19 protein-coding genes and 3 pseudogenes are annotated in these 17,503 nt (G+C 58.5%); 6 read left to right on the forward strand and 16 right to left on the reverse strand.

Annotated features, from left to right (window positions below):
* Positions 1-71: 71 nt before the first annotated feature.
* Genes metK through OHD58_RS28670 form a run of 3 tightly spaced genes read right to left on the reverse strand, consistent with a single transcriptional unit; the run spans position 72 to position 3,040 of the window.
* Complete coding sequence (gene metK, locus OHD58_RS28660; RefSeq protein WP_263807020.1) at positions 72-1,268, reverse strand: methionine adenosyltransferase; 1,197 nt, start codon at positions 1,266-1,268, stop codon at positions 72-74.
* 53 nt (positions 1,269-1,321) lie between these two features.
* Positions 1,322-2,659, reverse strand: a complete 1,338-nt coding sequence (gene glyA, locus OHD58_RS28665) for a serine hydroxymethyltransferase (protein ID WP_263807021.1) — start codon at positions 2,657-2,659, stop codon at positions 1,322-1,324.
* Between the two features lie 39 nt (positions 2,660-2,698).
* Entirely contained in the window at positions 2,699-3,040 is a 342-nt protein-coding gene (locus tag OHD58_RS28670; protein WP_263807022.1) for an ArsR/SmtB family transcription factor, read from the reverse strand.
* Between the two features lie 1,068 nt (positions 3,041-4,108).
* On the opposite strand from OHD58_RS28670, the pseudogene OHD58_RS28675 reads away from it, so the two are divergent.
* Positions 4,109-4,186 (forward strand): annotated as a pseudogene (locus OHD58_RS28675) (type II toxin-antitoxin system ParD family antitoxin); the annotation flags it as partial.
* Between the two features lie 39 nt (positions 4,187-4,225).
* On the opposite strand, the pseudogene OHD58_RS30850 reads toward OHD58_RS28675, so the two are convergent.
* Positions 4,226-4,304 (reverse strand): annotated as a pseudogene (locus OHD58_RS30850) (type II toxin-antitoxin system ParD family antitoxin); the annotation flags it as partial.
* Between the two features lie 163 nt (positions 4,305-4,467).
* Positions 4,468-4,785, reverse strand: a complete 318-nt coding sequence (locus OHD58_RS28680) for a transposase (protein WP_263807023.1) — start codon at positions 4,783-4,785, stop codon at positions 4,468-4,470.
* Between the two features lie 650 nt (positions 4,786-5,435).
* On the opposite strand from OHD58_RS28680, the gene OHD58_RS28685 reads away from it, so the two are divergent.
* From OHD58_RS28685 to OHD58_RS28695, 3 genes are all read left to right on the forward strand, one after another.
* Positions 5,436-6,230, forward strand: a complete 795-nt coding sequence (locus OHD58_RS28685; protein ID WP_006199651.1) for a hypothetical protein — start codon at positions 5,436-5,438, stop codon at positions 6,228-6,230.
* A 210-nt stretch (positions 6,231-6,440) separates the two neighbouring features.
* Complete coding sequence (locus tag OHD58_RS28690) at positions 6,441-6,965, forward strand: DUF309 domain-containing protein (protein WP_263807024.1); 525 nt, start codon at positions 6,441-6,443, stop codon at positions 6,963-6,965.
* Between the two features lie 337 nt (positions 6,966-7,302).
* Positions 7,303-7,659, forward strand: a complete 357-nt coding sequence (locus OHD58_RS28695) for a hypothetical protein (RefSeq protein ID WP_263807025.1) — start codon at positions 7,303-7,305, stop codon at positions 7,657-7,659.
* Between the two features lie 123 nt (positions 7,660-7,782).
* On the opposite strand, the gene OHD58_RS28700 is transcribed toward OHD58_RS28695, so the two are convergent.
* Positions 7,783-8,085 (reverse strand): DUF982 domain-containing protein, encoded by a 303-nt coding sequence (locus OHD58_RS28700; RefSeq protein WP_263807026.1) that lies wholly within the window; start codon positions 8,083-8,085, stop codon positions 7,783-7,785.
* A gap of 118 nt (positions 8,086-8,203) precedes the next feature.
* On the reverse strand, positions 8,204-8,665 hold the full coding sequence (locus OHD58_RS28705; protein ID WP_263807027.1) for a phasin: 462 nt from the start codon (positions 8,663-8,665) through the stop codon (positions 8,204-8,206).
* 530 nt (positions 8,666-9,195) lie between these two features.
* Between OHD58_RS28705 and OHD58_RS28710 the strand changes: the two genes are divergently transcribed.
* Together OHD58_RS28710 and OHD58_RS28715 are read left to right on the forward strand one after the other, a co-directional pair.
* Positions 9,196-9,339 carry a type II toxin-antitoxin system RelE/ParE family toxin gene (locus tag OHD58_RS28710; RefSeq protein WP_263807028.1) on the forward strand — a complete coding sequence of 48 codons (144 nt, stop codon included), beginning with the start codon at positions 9,196-9,198 and terminating at the stop codon, positions 9,337-9,339.
* Positions 9,336-9,656 (forward strand): helix-turn-helix domain-containing protein, encoded by a 321-nt coding sequence (locus OHD58_RS28715; RefSeq protein WP_263807029.1) that lies wholly within the window; start codon positions 9,336-9,338, stop codon positions 9,654-9,656. The genes OHD58_RS28710 and OHD58_RS28715 overlap by 4 nt, the downstream gene beginning before the upstream one ends.
* A 150-nt stretch (positions 9,657-9,806) precedes the next feature.
* On the opposite strand, the gene groL is transcribed toward OHD58_RS28715, so the two are convergent.
* From groL to OHD58_RS28760, 9 genes and pseudogenes are all read right to left on the reverse strand, one after another.
* Positions 9,807-11,462 carry a chaperonin GroEL gene (gene groL, locus OHD58_RS28720; RefSeq protein WP_263807030.1) on the reverse strand — a complete coding sequence of 552 codons (1,656 nt, stop codon included), beginning with the start codon at positions 11,460-11,462 and terminating at the stop codon, positions 9,807-9,809.
* A gap of 65 nt (positions 11,463-11,527) precedes the next feature.
* The gene (gene groES, locus OHD58_RS28725) at positions 11,528-11,824 is read right to left on the reverse strand and encodes a co-chaperone GroES (protein ID WP_006199659.1); all 297 of its coding nucleotides are present in this window, start codon (positions 11,822-11,824) and stop codon (positions 11,528-11,530) included.
* Positions 11,825-12,053: 229 nt separating this feature from the next.
* Entirely contained in the window at positions 12,054-12,323 is a 270-nt protein-coding gene (locus OHD58_RS28730) for a hypothetical protein (protein WP_263807031.1), read from the reverse strand.
* A gap of 28 nt (positions 12,324-12,351) precedes the next feature.
* The gene (locus OHD58_RS28735; RefSeq protein ID WP_412177312.1) at positions 12,352-12,576 is read right to left on the reverse strand and encodes a Tn3 family transposase; all 225 of its coding nucleotides are present in this window, start codon (positions 12,574-12,576) and stop codon (positions 12,352-12,354) included.
* A gap of 1,892 nt (positions 12,577-14,468) precedes the next feature.
* On the reverse strand, positions 14,469-15,794 hold the full coding sequence (locus OHD58_RS28740; protein ID WP_263807038.1) for an IS701 family transposase: 1,326 nt from the start codon (positions 15,792-15,794) through the stop codon (positions 14,469-14,471).
* 394 nt (positions 15,795-16,188) lie between these two features.
* Positions 16,189-16,458: a bifunctional hydroxymethylpyrimidine kinase/phosphomethylpyrimidine kinase gene (locus OHD58_RS28745; RefSeq protein WP_318528302.1), complete on the reverse strand. Its 270-nt coding sequence runs from the start codon at positions 16,456-16,458 to the stop codon at positions 16,189-16,191.
* Complete coding sequence (locus OHD58_RS28750; protein ID WP_263807032.1) at positions 16,440-16,616, reverse strand: hydroxymethylpyrimidine/phosphomethylpyrimidine kinase; 177 nt, start codon at positions 16,614-16,616, stop codon at positions 16,440-16,442. Before OHD58_RS28750 ends, OHD58_RS28745 begins: the two co-directional genes overlap by 19 nt.
* A gap of 12 nt (positions 16,617-16,628) precedes the next feature.
* A complete protein-coding gene (locus OHD58_RS28755) occupies positions 16,629-17,234 on the reverse strand; it encodes a thiamine phosphate synthase (protein WP_263807033.1) in 606 nt (201 codons plus the stop codon).
* Positions 17,231-17,503, reverse strand: a pseudogene (locus OHD58_RS28760) (thiazole synthase); the annotation flags it as partial. The pseudogene OHD58_RS28760 and the gene OHD58_RS28755, both read right to left, overlap by 4 nt.

Raw genomic sequence — 17,503 nt, forward strand, 5'->3', positions numbered from 1 at the left:
TTCTGCCGCCACGTGCGGATCTGGCGAGTTGGAATGGGTTTTCCAAATGACAATCCAGTCGACGTCGGCGTTCATGCGGCTGCGAGCCCTGCCGCGCGCCGCAAGTCTTCGGCTCTGTCTGTCCTCTCCCAGGTGAACTCAGGCTCTTCACGGCCGAAATGTCCATATGTCGCGGTCTTGCGGTATATCGGACGTAAGAGATCAAGCATTTTGATAATGCCCTTCGGTCTGAGATCGAACAGCTCAAGAACGAGGCCCTCGATCCTTTTTTCCTCAATCCTCGCCGTTCCGAAAGTGTTGACCATGACAGAAACCGGACTGGCCACGCCGATCGCGTAAGCAAGCTGAACCTCGCAGACCTCCGCAAGTCCGCTAGCAACGATGTTCTTCGCGACATAGCGGGCCGCATAGGCAGCCGAGCGGTCTACCTTGGACGGGTCCTTGCCCGAAAAGGCGCCGCCGCCGTGACGCCCCATCCCACCATAGGAATCGACGATGATTTTGCGCCCTGTAAGGCCGCAGTCGCCGCGCGGCCCACCCACCACGAACCGCCCCGTTGGATTGACCAAGATCCTGATCCCCGCCGTATCCAAATCGGTCGGCAGGACCGGCCTTATAATCTCCTCGACGACGCCTTCCCGGACTGTATCTTGTGAGACCTCTTCCGCATGTTGCGTCGACAGGATTATGGTATCCAGCGCCACTGGGCGCAAACCTTCATAGCGGACAGTCACCTGCGACTTCACGTCCGGACGCAGCCAGCTAAGCTGTCCTGCTTTGCGGACCTCTTCCTGCCTTTTCGTCAAGCGATGAGCGAGCTGGATCGGCAAGGGCATCAGTGTATCGGTCTCGCTGCATGCGAACCCGAACATCAGGCCTTGATCCCCCGCGCCCTGCTCGAGATCCTGCCCCCGACCCTCGTCAACGCCTTGGCTAATGTCGGGCGACTGCTCGGTGAGGGCCAGGACGACGGCGCAACGCCGACCATCAAAGCCAACGGCATCATCATCGTATCCAACATCGAGAATCGTGTCGCGGGCAACTTGGCTGTAATCGACCTGCGCATCGCTGGTGATCTCGCCAGCCAGAACGACCATCCCTGTCTTGACCAACGCCTCACAGGTCTTCACCAAAGCTTCACAGGCGACGCGCGCCTTTGGATCGGAGCGCAGGACCGCATCGAGGATGGCATCCGAGATGTTGTCGGCCAATTTATCCGGATGTCCCGCGCCGACGGATTCAGAAGAGAACACGAACTGCCTAGCCATGAAATGCCTCGCTTCGGGTGTGGAGTTGTATGGAGCATTTTGATGAGTTCGCCTTAGATGTCGGTGATGCCCGGCACCCCGAACGCAGCGCAGAAGTCGGCGACGTCTCTTCGCACGCTGGTGTGAACATCCGGATCGTTGGGCTGGCGGCAGACCAAGTCAATGAAAGCGGCGATCTGCAGCATTTCCCCCTCGCGCATGCCCATTGAGGTCACTGCTGGCGACCCCAAGCGAATTCCGCTTGCGACCGCCGGGTCGCGCGGGTCGCCCGGCACCATATTGAAGTTCGTAATGATGCCAGCGTTTGCCAACCGCTCGGCATAAGCTTTTCCTGACAGTGGTCGATCACGCAGATCAAGGATCAGCATGTGATTGTCAGTCCCCCCGGTGACCAGGTCATAACCTCGCTCCAGAAGCGCCTGGGCCAGAGCCTTGGCATTCTTGACGATCTGGTGACCGTAGCTGCGGAAGGCCGGGGTCGCGGCTTCCTGCAAAGCGACAGCTAGCGCAGCGACAACATTCATATGAGGCCCTCCTTGCAGTTGAGGGAAGACAGCGCGATCTATCCGCCTGGCGAGATTGTATTTGCTCTTGGGATGGTACAGAGCCTGATAGCGATCTTCGTTCCTCGACAAAATGAAGCCACCGCGGGGACCGCGGATCGATTTGTGAGAGGTGCTGGTGACGACGTCGCAATGGCAAACCGGATTCGGGTGCGCTCCTGCGACAATCAGGCCACTGATGTGCGCGATGTCGGCCACGAGATAGGAGTTCGTCTCCAGAGCGATTTCTGCCATCAGCGCGTAGTCAAAGATACGGGGATAAGCAGTACCGCCAACCCAAATGAGCCGAGGCTGTTCGCGCTTTGCTGTTTCGCGCAAACGGTCATAGTCAATTTGCTGCGTCTTTTCGTGCAGCCCATAGGGGACCCGCTTATAGTCCGTTCCGGAAAAATTGATGGCCCAACCATGAGTGAGATGGCCGCCTTCCGGAAGGGGCAAGCCCATGACTTTGTCACCGGGGCTCAAAAGCGCGCGATAGACAGCCTGGTTGGCCGGCGAGCCGGAATAAGGCTGGACGTTGGCATGCTCGCTGCCAAATAGTGTTTTCAACCGCTCAATCGCAAGGTTCTCAAGCTCATCGACGATCTCGTTTCCCGCGTAGTATCGTGCACCGGGGTACCCCTCGGCATACTTGTTCGTGAAAATCGAACCGGTCGCTTCCAGAACGGCCGAGGAGGCAAAGTTCTCAGAGGCGATGAGTTTGAGCGTTGTCCGCTCCTGCCGCTCCTGTCTTAGAAGCAGTTCGTGAACGCGGCGATCAACCGCGGCCAAGGGAGACCATGCGGAGGTTTCGGGCTGCGCGATGGCGCCGTCGGTGGTGTTGTCCATGGTAGCTTCTCGCTCCGCTTGGATTGATTTATTTCACGATCAGGCAGGCGGTCCCTTCGGCCGCGCGTCTCGGATCGCTTCGAGCCGCTGCAGGTCCCGTTTATGATAGCCGTCGCCATGGGGCAGGAGATCGACCAATAGTTGAACCAGCCCGCCGTCCTTGCCTGCTTTCAGATGGTACGAGCGCCACGGGCGTTGTTCGTTGCAGCAAAGAAAGTCGGCTCTGGCGAGCAGCCGGACGTGTCGCACAATCCGCTCGCGACGCACGCCCAGAATCTCCGCTAGTTCGCAGACAGTTAGGTCCGCATGCGCGCAAAGGCCCAGGATTCGAAGGCGATCCAAATGCGCTGCTGTGCGTAGGCGACTGACCAGTGTCATCATTGGTCAACATCAGGCCACATAGAAAGACAGGGCACTCGTCCTACTGACTTTGTCATTTGGCAATCTCCGCAGATGCTGCAGCTTTCGAACCAAATCATGTTTTTGCTTAATCCGGCCACCAGACAATCGCCGTGGTCGCGAGGAACTTCTCCTATTTTTGAGCGCGTATTTGAGCGCGTACTTGTTTTGAGGCGACAGTAGAGTTTTTCAAAAACCCATGATGTGCGCTCTTCTGCTGTTGCCGCAAAGAATTGCAGTTTGACCATTGAGAGTAAGTGTCGCCAGGCTTTTGACCTACTTACCTCGGATTCGACGATGAGCTTACCATTCCAACGAATTTGGTGTTGCTAAGAGTGTATGAATTTCTTTGAAGGATCTGTTGCAATGTCTGCACGCGAATTGGCGAAGTGCCGGTCAGGCAGCGAGACTGGCGAACAGCTTGACCAGGGGGGATCGGATCAAAAGCGGATCCCGCTTGCCGTTTTGTATCCCGGCGATCGATCTGTTCGAAATCGACGACTGCGAGCAGGAAGTAAAGACAGGCGGCCAGATCGACAAACGCTGATTGCCGGACAATGACCCAGGTCGAAGTCAGATAGGGAGGAAATTGAGTACCAACGCTCCAGTCAACTCAATGGCAAAGGCACGGCTTGCGCCGATGTCGTGCTGCCAGAAAGTTTATCCTGTGCCAGACTATTCCCAAGCCTTGGGGCAATCCCAGAGCTGATGGGGGATCATCGATCCTGAGTCGTCATGAGGACCCATGTCCGTGGCGCACACGGACATGAGTATGCCGTCGTTGGCTTCGATCAGGTAGACGATGAGATGGGCCTCGAATGTTGAATACGTATTGGCGGCGATAGTTCAAGCCGCTCCCGGGCCATGCGCGGATTGGCAGCGATCAGATCGAAGATCGCGAACATCTCGTCATGATCTTCTCTGACCTGCACAGCACCGAACAGGTGCACTGCCTGCTCGGCAATACCGATAATGGTTTGGCCGCTTCCGCAAAAAGCGTGTCCCTGGAACGTTTGCCGGCGCCCCTTTTCAGGCCATCATCGACAAAACGCCAACGCGAGCGATTATGTGCGCGATTTGATCCGCCGGGATCAGGAGCGAAATGACAAAATCGCGGCCATGAAGCGCCGCGCGACAATGGCTAATGGGAATTCGCCTCTCGTTAACAGCCGTAGCGGCCCGTTTTGGCTTGCCCCTCGACCCAATCCTTCATCGGGTCGGGTAGTGATACGTTCATCGTTGCCATAGTGCCCTCCGTACCCTATACCAGCATGGCATATTTTGGCAAAGTTTGTCAAAACGCTGGCCGAGCCGCGCTATCCGAAGGCGCTTGGGTCAAGTGTTCATGGGCGGCCGATCATTGCGGATGTCGCGGACCTTGTCGCAATAGCTGACGCCGGCCGTGCTTTTCAATGAAAGACGATGGCACGCGGCTGCCCCGCCAAGCCCAAATCTGGTTCAACACCAGTGCCCGGCCTTCGGCCCGTCCTCAAACTGCTCACGTTGAACGCCAGCGATTGGTGCATCTTGCAGAAGCTGAGCTTGCGGAAGGCGAACACGGTGCTGGAGGTGACTGAGTACTCGCGGCGACGCCTGCGGAGTACGTAGCGGTCGAGAACGCCGCAAGGGGGGCAGACAGGCTCGCCCTGGGTCTTAGGCCAGCGGAACTGACGGAAGATCGCGTAGGCTTTCTCTTCGTCAATCTTGACGAGGTGCTGGATGGGCATGTCCCGGCATCCCGGGGACATCAGGAAGTGCTGGCCGTCCTGGTATTTCGCACCTCCGCGCCTCAGCGTCGTGATTGACGTGGATGAAACGCCACCGGTCCGGAAGTTCTAGAATCTAGGCGGGGCGTGCGGGAACTAGAGGCGTGGGTGCTCATGTTCAGGCTCCTGAGGCGATGGTCGCCGATACACATGGCGATGCGGCGGCTTCGGGAGGCCGTCGAAATCAGCGCCGTATGCGGATCTGCCTGACATAAGCGGGCCATTAGTGGATCTGGCCGCAGGAGTCGATCGGTTCTTTAACTTCGAGGCAACGAGCCGTAAACGAGCATGGGCCAAACTCGCTAACTGCTTCACCCGCATTTCAGTGACGGTTAACACTGGTTGCCATGCAGCCGCCCGCCGCATTGACTTTCAGGCAGGTCGGGCAGATATATTGCTCGATCGAGGAAGGTAGTCGTGAGCGTTAAGGTTGGCCATTTCAACGTGAAGGATCGTCGCGCGGAGAAGCAGCGTTCCCGTGATGTCGACCTTGCGCGCCTTGCGTCCAAGCAGATTTCCGCTAAGGAACTTCGCGATGAGAATGGCTTTTTCTCGTCCCTGGATCGGTCGAAGGCCCGGCTTCTTGTTCGCAGGGCCTCAGTCGCGTTGAGATGAGTGACGAGCCTGCGCGTTTCGGCCCGGTAGACGTTCTCCAGATAGCATCAAAACTTACGATCGATGATGCCACATTTGTCATCGGCGGCCAGGCTACCAACCTGTGGGCATGGTTCTACCAAGACCGAACTCCTGAGTTGTCGTCCAGCTCCGAACTGACGAGTAAGGACATCGACTATTTCGGCACGAAGAAGGCGGCAGAGAGCCTGGCGCAGGCGCTTGGTGGGAAAGTCTATCTTCCAAATGCAGATGATATGAACACGCCGAACACGGCAGTTGTCGTGGCCGAGGTCAACGGAAAGAAGTTGCAGATCGACTTCATGCACGGCGTTCTGGGTCTCACAAAACGCGAGTTGGAAAACGGCGTTTCGGTCATCCGGCTTGAAGCAGATTCGGACGGAAAGCTGCTGCGGGCAGATGTTGCTGTCATGCATCCAGTCCTCTGCCTCAAGAGTCGAGTCGCGAATATGCTGTCGCCGGCCACCATGCGGCGAGATAAATTCGCGTGGAAACAGTTGTATGCAACGATTGCCATCCTGGAAGTCTACATAAGAGATGCATTGGACGACGGCGATATAAAGGAAGTTAATCGCTGCTTCCGAGAGATTTTTAACTACCTAAGGAGCGATCGTTACGGCCGAAGAGTCGTAGATGAATTGGGTGTCGATCCCCTAAAAATCTTGGAGACGTTCGCTTCCGACAGCTGCCTTGACGAGCGCTATCGCGAACTGACGCTCGGAAAAATGATCGACAGAATCGTGACGGCACGACAACGCCGCCATGACACATGAACGGCAGTTCGGGTTAGGTGGTGGCGGTTGCTACCGAATGGCGCTTTGCCGCCGGAAACATCCGGCTTCGTGCGTGTAAGGCGTAAGCTGAAATCTCAGGGATGGAAGGATCCAGCAACCAATGCAGGGCCGTGTCCCATCAGATTCCATGTGACATGAATTGTCATTGACGTGCTTTCATGAATTCTGGGGTCTATGTCACATCCTCGCTTGCTGCCCGAAAAGAATTTCCCGGGCTACGCGTACCTGCCTGGCAAACATCCTCATCCGGTTCGCGATCCGTTAGGCCACAGTTACCAAAGCGACCCGGTGGCCGTTGTCGCCGTCGAGGAATCCCTCAGCTCAAAGGGGTTTCGATGGGGTGTGGACCTTTTCAATCACGGCTATTACTGGGAAGCTCATGAGGCTTGGGAGCCTCTTTGGCACGCTGCGAAACGAAGCACTCAGCATCGCCTTTTCTTCAAGGGATTGATCCTGTTGGCAGCGGCCGGGGTGAAGATCCGCGAGGGAAAGCGGGTCGCTGCCGCGCGCCATGCGGCAAGAGCTGCAGCCGTCTTTCGTCAGGTGACGTCTCTGCCGAGCCGGCCCTTTGAGGACGCACTCGGAATGACACCTGCCGCGCTCGCGGTACACGCCGAAGCGACCGTAACTTCCCCAGCTGTTTTGCGAGAGCCGATGCTTGGCCAGCCCGACCCGGTTTTCGATTTCATTCTCGCCCCTGGATACGAGGGCTGATGGACGACCGACACCACCGTGCCCTTCGTTATTTCATTGTACGCACTTCCGGCTGTCATGGGCAGTTCGACAATAGAAGCTTCAATCCTGACGCGCGTGCCCCTGCGCTCACACTGCTCTGAGCGCAGCTCCAGTGACAGGCGCTGTTCCTTCGTTCACTCGCGGTAAATTCCCATGGCGTCCCGAGAAGCGACACAACGGGCAGCGCAAACCTGAAGCGGTTGCCTGCGGCCTCGGGCCTCGGCCCTTGACTAATTGGCAGTGATGTACAGGGATTCCCCGAGAGCTTAATCTTAACCGCGCAATGACCTGCTACGGCTGATGGAGGGGAGGGCGCTTGGACGAGAACGATCCGAAGGAAGAGCTGATCGAGACGATTTTCCGCAACGGCACAATCACCGTCGTGGGGATCTTGCTTGCCTTTTCGCTCGGCTTCGTCACGCATTGGGCTGCTAACCCCATGCCATGGCGATTCTACGACCTGGTTGCCGTTGTGCCGATCCTGCTCGGCATCGCGCTGCAGATGCGGGCGCTGTCCATGCTGCTCGACATGAGTTCGCTGCGCCGACCCATCTACGAACGCGCCAACCGCATCTTCATGGCGGGCCTCATCTTCACCGCGTGCGGCGTGGGGCTGGCCATCCTGCTCGATGTCTTCGAGATGTCGGCGAAGGGCGCGCTGCCCGGCGCTTGAGGGCCCCGTCACTGCGCTCTGGCGCTGCCGCTCATCGACTGACGCATCGTCAAGTCCAGGGTTTCCTAGTGCTGCCTCCCGTGCGGCGCTGGCCCTTCTTCCCGAGGCCCTCTTCGCCGACGCCTACAGTTGGACTTTTCCACTGCCCGACTCGCTGGCAGCGAGCCACTGCATTGCGGAGGTTGCATCTTCCAATATGGCGGCACGTTTTGCAAAGCCGAAAAAGGCGTTACGCGCTGCGCTTACAGGTTTTCGCCCGTCGTATGCATCATAGCACGCCCTGAGGGCGGCTTCGTGGATCATGTCTCTGCGATCTTCAGGCCAGTCGTTGAGGAAATCGATAGCGTCCGCAAGGCCGGCAATCTCTTGCACGACGTACGCTGCACGTTTCACGAAAAGTGGACTGCTGAAAGCCTCCGGGTTCATTCGTTTCTCCCAATTGCTGACCCACTGGTTTCCCTAAAACAGGCAGCCTCATCGACACCCGCGGACGAGGTGCCCAGTGGGCGAGGTGCTGACTTTCGGTCCCGATTGCCTGAGCCAATCAGGCGGCTTTGAGTTCCTTCAAAGCCATCTCAAAAGCATTCTTGATCGGCTTGGATACATCCTCGGTAGCTCTCAGCATCAAGGCTTGTAGGACCTTGGCCTGCTCGGCGGATTTTTCAATCTGTTTGTGCAGGAAAGCGATCTGCACCTCGATGAACTCGGAGGGCGACTTCACGGCAACCAGTGCTTCGAGGTGCGTGAAGCCAGCTTCGGCATTGGCCCGCAGAGAGGCAATCATCTGCTGGGACACCTCGTTGCTGGTGGTCTTGGCCGTTTCAAAGGTCGACTCAAAAGCCTTTTGAGTCGTTTCGGCGCCCGAACTCAATTTGGAAAATGCCTCCTTCGACCGCTCAAGGCCCTGTTCGGCGACAGCGCGGACTTGCTCGACAGGCTTGGATGGGTCGAAGGCAGGGGAGCCGGCGTTTTCGATCGTTTCGGTATTTCCGGTGATCTTGGACATTTTTTCGATCCTTTTCCACGGGCGACAGCTAAACAAAGCCGCCATCGTCTATGTACGGAATAGTCGCAACGGATTTATGAAGCTGACATGAATTTGCGCGAGTTGGGTCTCCACGAAGGGTAAAGCAAGGGCGGATGGCTCATCAAAAAGAAGAGCAAAACCGGCGCTATCACCGATATCGGGCCGCCCAGGCTGGTCGGACTTGCAAGGCGCGATCAACGGCTATCCGACGCGGTATTGTGCCGGTCTGGAAACGGCCGGTGTGCTCCAAAATGCGTTCATACGAAAGCAAGTGCGAATGAAAAAACCAAAAGCCCGCAGCATGGATGGGATCGTCGAAGGGACGACCTGCGTGAGTTTCCCGTCGATGTTCGCCGTGTCATGGGTGTTGCAATCAACGACGCCCAGAATGGCGAGGAGCATGCGGCGGTCAAAGCCCTTAAGGGATTTGGCGGCCGCAGCATCCTGGAGGTGGTCGATGACTTTGACTGAGACCTTATCGCGCCGTCTACACCGTCCGCTTCGCTGGCGTGATCTACATCCTTCATTGCTTCCAGAAGAAGTCGAAAAAGGGCAGAGAGACGCCCAAGCACGAAATCGAGCTCGTGACAGTGCGATCGAAGGCCGCTGAGGCGCACTATCGCGAAAACTATGGGAAAGGAACAAAGTCATGACAGAAGACATCACCGCCGAAGTGAGCGGCGGCAACGTGTTTGCGGACCTCGGCCTTGACAATCCCGAAGAGGAATTGCTCAAGGCGAAGCTGGCCCGTGAGATCCGCGCCATCATTAAGCGTCGGCGCCTAACTCAGGCCAAATCAGCTGAATTGCTCGGGATGAAACAGCCCGACGTCTCCGCGATCGTCACCGGGCGAACTGGCAAGTTCTCGATAGATCGCCTGGTGCGCTGCCTCGATCGGCTCGACTATAAGGTCGACCTGGTGGTTCGCCATAAGCCTCGACGCTCAACACACGTGGCTGAAGCCGCTTGACGGCTCGATCATGACATCGCGTCAAGGCCGATGGCGGCCCGAGCGTCGTTCCAAAATTTCGCGAGCGCCGAACTTATTCCGACCGGATCCGCGCCAAAGGAAGGGCGGCATTGCTGCCGCCCTTTCCGAGATTGTTGAGAGGCGTGAACCTTAAAAATCCATGCCGCCCATGCCGCCCATGCCGCCGCCGGGCATCCCACCCGGCATGCCGCCGCCAGCCGACTCCTTCTTCGGGGCTTCCGCGATCATGGCTTCGGTGGTGACCAGCAGGCCGGCGACCGAAGCCGCGTCCTGGAGAGCCGTACGCACGACCTTCATCGGGTCGACGATACCCATGGCGATCATGTCGCCATATTCGCCGGTCTGGGCGTTGTAGCCGAAGGTCGCGCCCTTGTTCTCAAGGATCTTGCCGGCAACGATCGATGCTTCCGCACCGGCGTTGGCCGCGATCTGGCGGGCCGGAGCCTGCAGCGCACGACGAACGATGGCGATGCCGGCCGTCTGGTCGGCATTGGCGCCGGTGACGGTGATGGCTTGCGAAGCGCGCAGCAGGGCAACGCCGCCGCCTGCAACGATGCCTTCTTCCACGGCCGCGCGGGTCGCGTTGAGGGCGTCATCGACGCGGTCCTTCTTTTCCTTGACTTCGACTTCGGTCGCACCGCCGACGCGGATCACCGCAACGCCGCCCGCCAGCTTGGCGAGACGTTCCTGCAGCTTCTCCTTGTCGTAGTCCGAGGTGGTCTCCTCGATCTGCTGCTTGATCTGGGCGACGCGGCCCTGGATCTCGGCCTTCTTGCCGGCGCCGTCGACGATGGTGGTGTTCTCCTTGGAGATCGACACCTTCTTGGCGCGGCCGAGCATGTTGAGGCCGACGTTCTCGAGCTTGATGCCGAGGTCTTCCGAGATGACCTGGCCACCGGTCAGGATGGCGAGGTCTTCCAGCATGGCCTTGCGGCGATCACCGAAGCCCGGCGCCTTGACGGCGGCGATCTTCAGGCCGCCACGCAGCTTGTTGACGACCAGCGTGGCCAGAGCCTCGCCTTCGACGTCTTCCGAGATGATGAGCAGCGGCTTCGAGGTCTGCACGACGGCCTCGAGGACCGGCAGCATGGCCTGCAGGTTGGAGAGCTTCTTCTCGTGGAGCAGGATGTATGCGTCCTCGAGATCGGCAACCATCTTGTCGGCGTTGGTGACGAAGTACGGGCTGAGGTAACCGCGGTCGAACTGCATGCCTTCGACGACTTCGAGTTCGGTCTCGGCGGTCTTGGCTTCCTCGACGGTGATGACGCCTTCGTTGCCGACCTTCTGCATCGCTTCCGCGATCATGGCGCCGACTTCAGTCTCGCCATTGGCTGAGATCGTGCCGACTTGGGCAACTTCCTCGGAAGTCTTGATCTTCTTGGCGTTCTTGGTGAGGTGGGCGACGACTTCGGTGACGGCCAGATCGATGCCGCGCTTCAGGTCCATCGGGTTCATGCCGGCGGCAACCGCCTTGTGGCCTTCCTGGACGATCGACTGCGCCAGAACGGTCGCGGTCGTGGTGCCGTCGCCGGCGATGTCGTTGGTCTTCGAAGCAACTTCGCGGATCATCTGCGCGCCCATGTTCTCGAACTTGTCGGAAAGTTCGATTTCCTTGGCGACGGTAACGCCGTCCTTGGTGATGCGCGGGGCGCCGAACGACTTGTCGATGACAACGTTGCGGCCCTTGGGGCCGAGCGTGACCTTCACCGCGTCGGCGAGAATGTTGATGCCGTGAAGCATGCGCTCGCGAGCATCACGGGAGAATTTTACGTCTTTGGCAGCCATTTTTTACTCCTGGGCATTTCGCCCGAAATTCAGATTGGATGGTGCGGGTGAAAGGCGGCAGCGTGTCAGCCGATGATGCCCATGATGTCGGATTCCTTCATGATCAGAAGGTCTTCACCATTGAGCTTGACTTCGGTGCCCGACCACTTGCCGAACAGGATGCGGTCGCCAGCCTTGACGTCCAGCGGGACGAGCTTGCCAGCTTCGTCACGAGCGCCCGAGCCGATGGCGATGATCTCGCCTTCCTGCGGCTTTTCCTTGGCGGTATCTGGGATGATGATCCCGCCGGCGGTCTTCGCTTCGGACTCGACGCGGCGAACGACCACGCGGTCATGCAGCGGTCGGAAATTCGACTTTGCCATTTTTGGATGTCCCTGGTGCTGTTGAACGGTTCTCCGTTGCCGGAGCGTGGTTAGCACTCGCCTATGCCGAGTGCTAACGCGACCGTGAGATAGGTAGTAGGTTCGTACTCGTCAAGACGAAATAGGGACGGCCGAGGAGCAAAAAATTCTGCAATCGGCGCGGAAGCACCGGGTCCCTGTACATGAGCTCTTTCTGCATCTTTGCTGGCAGTCGCTCGTCCCCTCCGGCTCAAAATAGCTCTGCCAGAGGTTCCGGCCTGGTGTCGCCTAAGAGGAAGGGCCTGAATGGTAGTTCGCCCAGTGACTTTTCGGCGAAGAGCACCGCGCGGAGGTCGTCGTGCATCAGGAGCAGATCATTCAAGGATTCCCATTGGCAGTGGACGGGATGAAAATTCGCGAGGGAAAGCGGCTTGCCGCTGCGCGCCATGCGGCAGGAGCTGCAGCGCTTTTTCGTCAACGATCTTTCTCGGCGCTCCGAAATCTCTTCGTCACCCCACATCGCAGACCTCCGCTCCCGCCACTCATATTCATCGCATCCGCGCAATCGCGCACTCGAAAGCACCTGATGGCGCTTGTGCGCATGCCAGCCGGGGAGACACCAGTTTTTGACGGGCAATTGCATTCAGGCGCGGAGCACGCTCGAAGCCGAGAAGGTCGGCAGAACGCAAGCCAACCGCACTTTGGCCGTGGCTCTCGACATCCTGACGCTGGATTTTCATGTCAGTAGAATGGCGGGGTACGCCCTCGATCATCAAGGCGATACACCGTGCAAAACGATACGATCGTCATGCACAGAGCTACCTCTCGGCCCTTGCTCTCGCTAACAAAAAGACCCGGCCCAATCTGGAGGGATTGGGCCGGGTCTTTAAGGTCACATTCCATTGGTGGGCAGTGACGCTTCTTGGCTATCCCGCCATTATTAACGAAAGGTTAACCGCGGGCAAACTCCTCTGCTTCCACTAGGCGACAAGGGCGTCCACACAGGGAACAATCGATAAGACCCCTGACAGTCCAGGACGACAATATCTGCTCGCCATCGCCAAAGGCGCTTCCATTTCCCAACAAGAATCGTTGAACGTGATCGAACGCATCCGCTCTGCTGCCGATCGCTGGCCATGGTTCGTGGAGCAAGCAGGTCCATTCAAACACGAACCGATGAACTTGATCTCAGCCTGAACGGACGGAGGCCTCAGCCTGCGCAGGCGCTGCATCGGCATATCTTCCGACGACCCGGCTGTTCCGAGCCCCTGCCCACACGAAAGTAAACGTGCACCAACGATGACGAGTACCGTTCCGTGGCCGCCGGCGATGCCGAAAATCCTCGCCGCATGAGCGCGGCGTGACGTTCAACCGACCTTGCGACTCAGCTGGAGTTTGCGACGGAGCCGGAACCAACCGGAGTGTTCCAACTGGAAATCCTTCGCCCGAGCCTTTGCGAGAAGTGAGCACTTCGTCTCGGGCTCGCCGACTTCAAGCGGCTTTAGGAATCAAAGGCCCCGGAACTGGGTCGGTTGCCGGGGCCTTGGCCATGTACGAGATACCTAGCATGGCCGCATTGACAGTGAGCTAATATGCTCAACAAACGGTAAATGGCCGCCGCACTCCGGTCCCGAGGGCTCCCGGCCGCGCAGAGGCATGCGCGCTGCCGAAAGGCGACCAGAGCTTCTTCCTTTATCTGTTTGGCCAATGCATAACTCACCTAAAGGGTCACATTGAAGCCGATCCTCGGAGTCACTGAACTGTCCTTTAGCCAGTCCCTATGGACTGTTCCACAGAGCCCCATCGGATGCAGGCGGTGGGCCTTTTGCATCGGCAATCAACCAAGGCGGTGATGCGCGCCCTTGCCTGACCCGAACGTGGCCGACGAGGCTCCAACTTCCTCTATGCTGGCCGGCTACGATGAAGAACTGTTGCTTGCCAATATATCCGTCTCCGACGTAGCGGCTGAAGATGCCGACTGACGTGCCCGGCCATATACATGCTCATTGCTTTTCTTCAGCCTATTCGCAATTTGTCGTCTCAAATGCGATGATTTGGGACTGAGCCGTCGCTCTCAACGAACAACATGCGCCGTCCGAGGTAGAGCTAAGCGCAGAGCGGCGGCCCATTTTCTTCGCCAGTGCGTTCGGAACTCACCTGGATGCTAGCCGGGGAGCGCTCGGCCGCTGGCTCTTTTACTTATCTAGGGTGTCGGACTTGGCTTTGTTACCTTTCGAGGCCCAGGTGGCCCTAATTCGATCGCTGGCTTCAAGGTAAGACATGTCGAGCAAATAGGTCAGGAGGCTCTCACCGTCTGCCTGCACTATCTGACGAATTTCTCTCAACATTGCCTGGACAAACTGCAAGTTCTCTAACTTTCTGGACTGTTGCACTGGAACCCCGCCTTCCGAACCGTTTGCTGAAACAAAATTGAAACTCGCTCCTGAACAAGAAAACCTCCGAGAGCTATTCGAGTGCGTGTCAGAGTGCCTGACTTCGCCCTTGGTAAGGTCGGGATATCTCGATATGACGTGTGACACCGATCACGGCATTTTGTCGCATGACCAATCTCTTCATTTCTCCCGGACCACGCGAACCCGCCTCGATTCGAATGACGGCTGGGAGTGCCCTTTCACGGATAATTTCATGAATGAAACTCACGTTACTATTGCGTTTTGAGCGGCAGATTGCTCGGCAAGGGCGTGCGGCGACATTCGCCGGATTGATCTTGCCGTGGGATGGCAGACGCGGCGCCGAGCGATCTCGTTTTCGACTTCCTGGGAGTCCCCAGCAAGCGTTGGAATCGGCGACTGGTCCCCATGAGCCTTCCCACCACTCCCGGGGGCTCGTGGCTCGCCTTGTGACGAACGGTCGACACCATCGCGAATGCGAGCATGACCAGCGAGACGTGGCGGTGCCACCCGTGCCAAGAACGGGTTTCGTTATGGTCGAGGCCGAGTTCACTCTTCGCCGTGCGAAGCCCTTCCTCGATAATCCTGCAACATTGCTGCACCGCGATCAGTGTTTCGATCTCGGTCCCCGCTGGAGACCATGTCGAAAAGTAGGAGAGAGCGCGGTTCGCATCGCGTCGGATCAAGAGTCCCGGCATCCAAGACCCGGAGCGGGCTTTATCGCACTCCGCGACGTCTGAGTTAGTGAACGGGTAGTAAGCCCATGATTCCGAGCCCTGTATTGCCTCTCCCAGAGGCAAGCTCCGCCAGAGGGAGGGCTCGAGGTTCCCTGCGATATCCTCGGCCGTGCCGTCAGCTGGAAAAAGGCGATTTCGGGAAGCGAAGTGATGGTTAGCGTTAACGGCGAGCACATAGGCCTTGTACCAGCGTCGCAGGGCCATCTCGATGTCGACGCCAGCGTAGATGCGGTCAGTAGCTACCCAGCTTAAGGGCGCGTCCGCAGCGATGATGCGTGCGATCATATCCAGCGCCAGCCGGGACTTTGTTGCGAAAATCGTGCCGGCAGGCACATGGGCCCGCGCCAAGCGGGCGGGATCATCCGTCCAGGCTCTCGGAAGATACAGCGCGCGATCAACGAAAGCATGCCCATGCCTGGATGCGTAGGCAGCGAACATCCCGATCTGGCAGTTGGCCATGTTGCCAGTCGCCCCGCAGACCTGCCGCGCTACCCCACAGGACGTCTTGCCTTGCTTGATGAAACCCGTCTCGTCAATCACGAGGACCGCTTCGTTGTCAGCCAGCGTTTCAAGCGCGTATTCGCGCACGATGTCGCGCAAGGCGTCTGCATCCCATTTGCCCCGACCCAGAATGGCCTGTTGGCGCCACGGCCCGGGGTCACCGGCGGCCTCGGCGCGCATCCAGCCGGTCTTGCGATGCCCGTCCCGGAGCAGGCCTTCAAGGAACAGTCCGGCCGAAATCGCCACGCGTTCCTGAGGAAAAAGCCCCCTGATCCGAGACCGCACCTCGCGTAGTGACGAGGCCCATATCTCGAATGTCGTTTCAATCGATTGAAAAATCACCAGCAACCCCTTCTTTGCCGCCCGTCACGGAATCGAAAGAATAAGTAATTTACCTATGAAGTGCAATTGTAATACTTATCTCTTTCTATTTGAGTTTTGCCTGAATCAACAAGCCCGTGACGAACATCTATTCGGCACTCAAATCTCATATTATCTTGTTGGAAACAAGCTTGACGCATCAAATACGGGTTGCTGTAAACTCGGCGCAGTCGATAGCGTAAGATTGAACGCGCGCAAAAATGGCTTCGACGCATGGGAGACTTTCGGCCGGCCGCGCTTCTTCGACGTCAGGCGTCGGCGCCCTACCGCATGGCGCGCGAGCAATGTCTAAAGCAGCCGAACTCACAAATGCACCCGTTTCGCCGATAACGTGGAGCCCCTATCGAGCCCGATTCTAACCTGGGGTTTGCCGAAGCTTTTCCAACACAAACAGCTTGGCCCGACGCACGGCCGCCTCAGTCGATCCCCCGGTCGCCAGACACGCGGCGATCGCGCTGGCCAGGGCACAACCGGTGCCGCGCATCTTTCTTCCCAGTCGAGGAGCGTCGAAGCGCATGGGCAATTGATTGGGCCGAACGAGAATATCCGTTGATCGAGGCCCTGAGGCGTGGCCGCCCTTAATCAGCAGGGCCTGAGGCCCGGCGGTCAGCAGTCGGCCACCAATTGGGCTTGCAAAGGGTGCACTTCGCTGACCGCATTATGTGTCTGCACAGTCAGCGCGGTAACGGCCACGCAGGTCCGGACGTCAAGGGACGAGATCGTCTCGATATCGCGCACAAGTCCGGCACCCCCGCTGGAGTCAGACCCACCAACGACAAGCATAAGGGTCTCTCCTCAGCGCCATCGGCCTGTCTTTTCGATCCATTCTCGCGTGCGCGCCTCGGGGTCCTCGTTTCGCGTGATGTCGGTGACCACCGCCGCGCTGTCCGCGCCCGCCGCGAAAACACCGTTAAGTCGATCAGGGTTGAGGCCGCCTATGGCGACCAGGGGAATGGGTGCTGCCCAGCGCTTCCACTCGCAGATTCGCACAAGTCCTTGCGGCGCCCACTTCATCTTCTTCAGGATGGTGGGATAGACCGGCCCGAGCGCGATGTAGTCGGGTTTGGCCGCTATGGCCGTCTCCAGTTCGGCATGATCATGCGTGCTGAGCCCGAGCCTCACGCCGGCCGCCCGTATCCGCGCGAGGTCGGCCGCCGCCAAATCCTCTTGGCCGAGATGGACGAAGTCGCAGCCTTCCTCGATCGCCAGGCGCCAGTGGTCGTTGACGATGAGCTGGCATTCGTGTTGGGCGCAAAAGGCCTTCGCCTTGCAGATTTCGGCGCGCAACCCGGTCTCGTCCATGGTCTTGACGCGCAACTGCACCAGCTTGACGCCGAGCGGCACCAGTCGTTCGATCCAGGCAGCGCTATCAACGATCAGGTAGAAGGGATCAAGCGTCATGAAAAAACGGCCCTGCCGATAGTCGGTGTCGAAGGCACGGCGACGTCGCGCGGTTCGAGCATTCCCGAACTGAAAGCTTCACGACCGGCATCGACCGCCTTGCCGAACGCACGCGCCATGCCGACCGGATCAGCCGCCTTGGCGACCGCTGTGTTCAGGAGCACGGCGTCAAAGCCGAGCTCCATGACGGTTGCCGCATGCGACGGCCGTCCGAGCCCCGCGTCAACAATCAGTGGAACATCTGGGAAGTGTCCGCGCATCGAGCGCAG

This window comes from Mesorhizobium sp. ZC-5 (assembly GCF_025753855.1).
Classification (GTDB): domain Bacteria; phylum Pseudomonadota; class Alphaproteobacteria; order Rhizobiales; family Rhizobiaceae; genus Neomesorhizobium.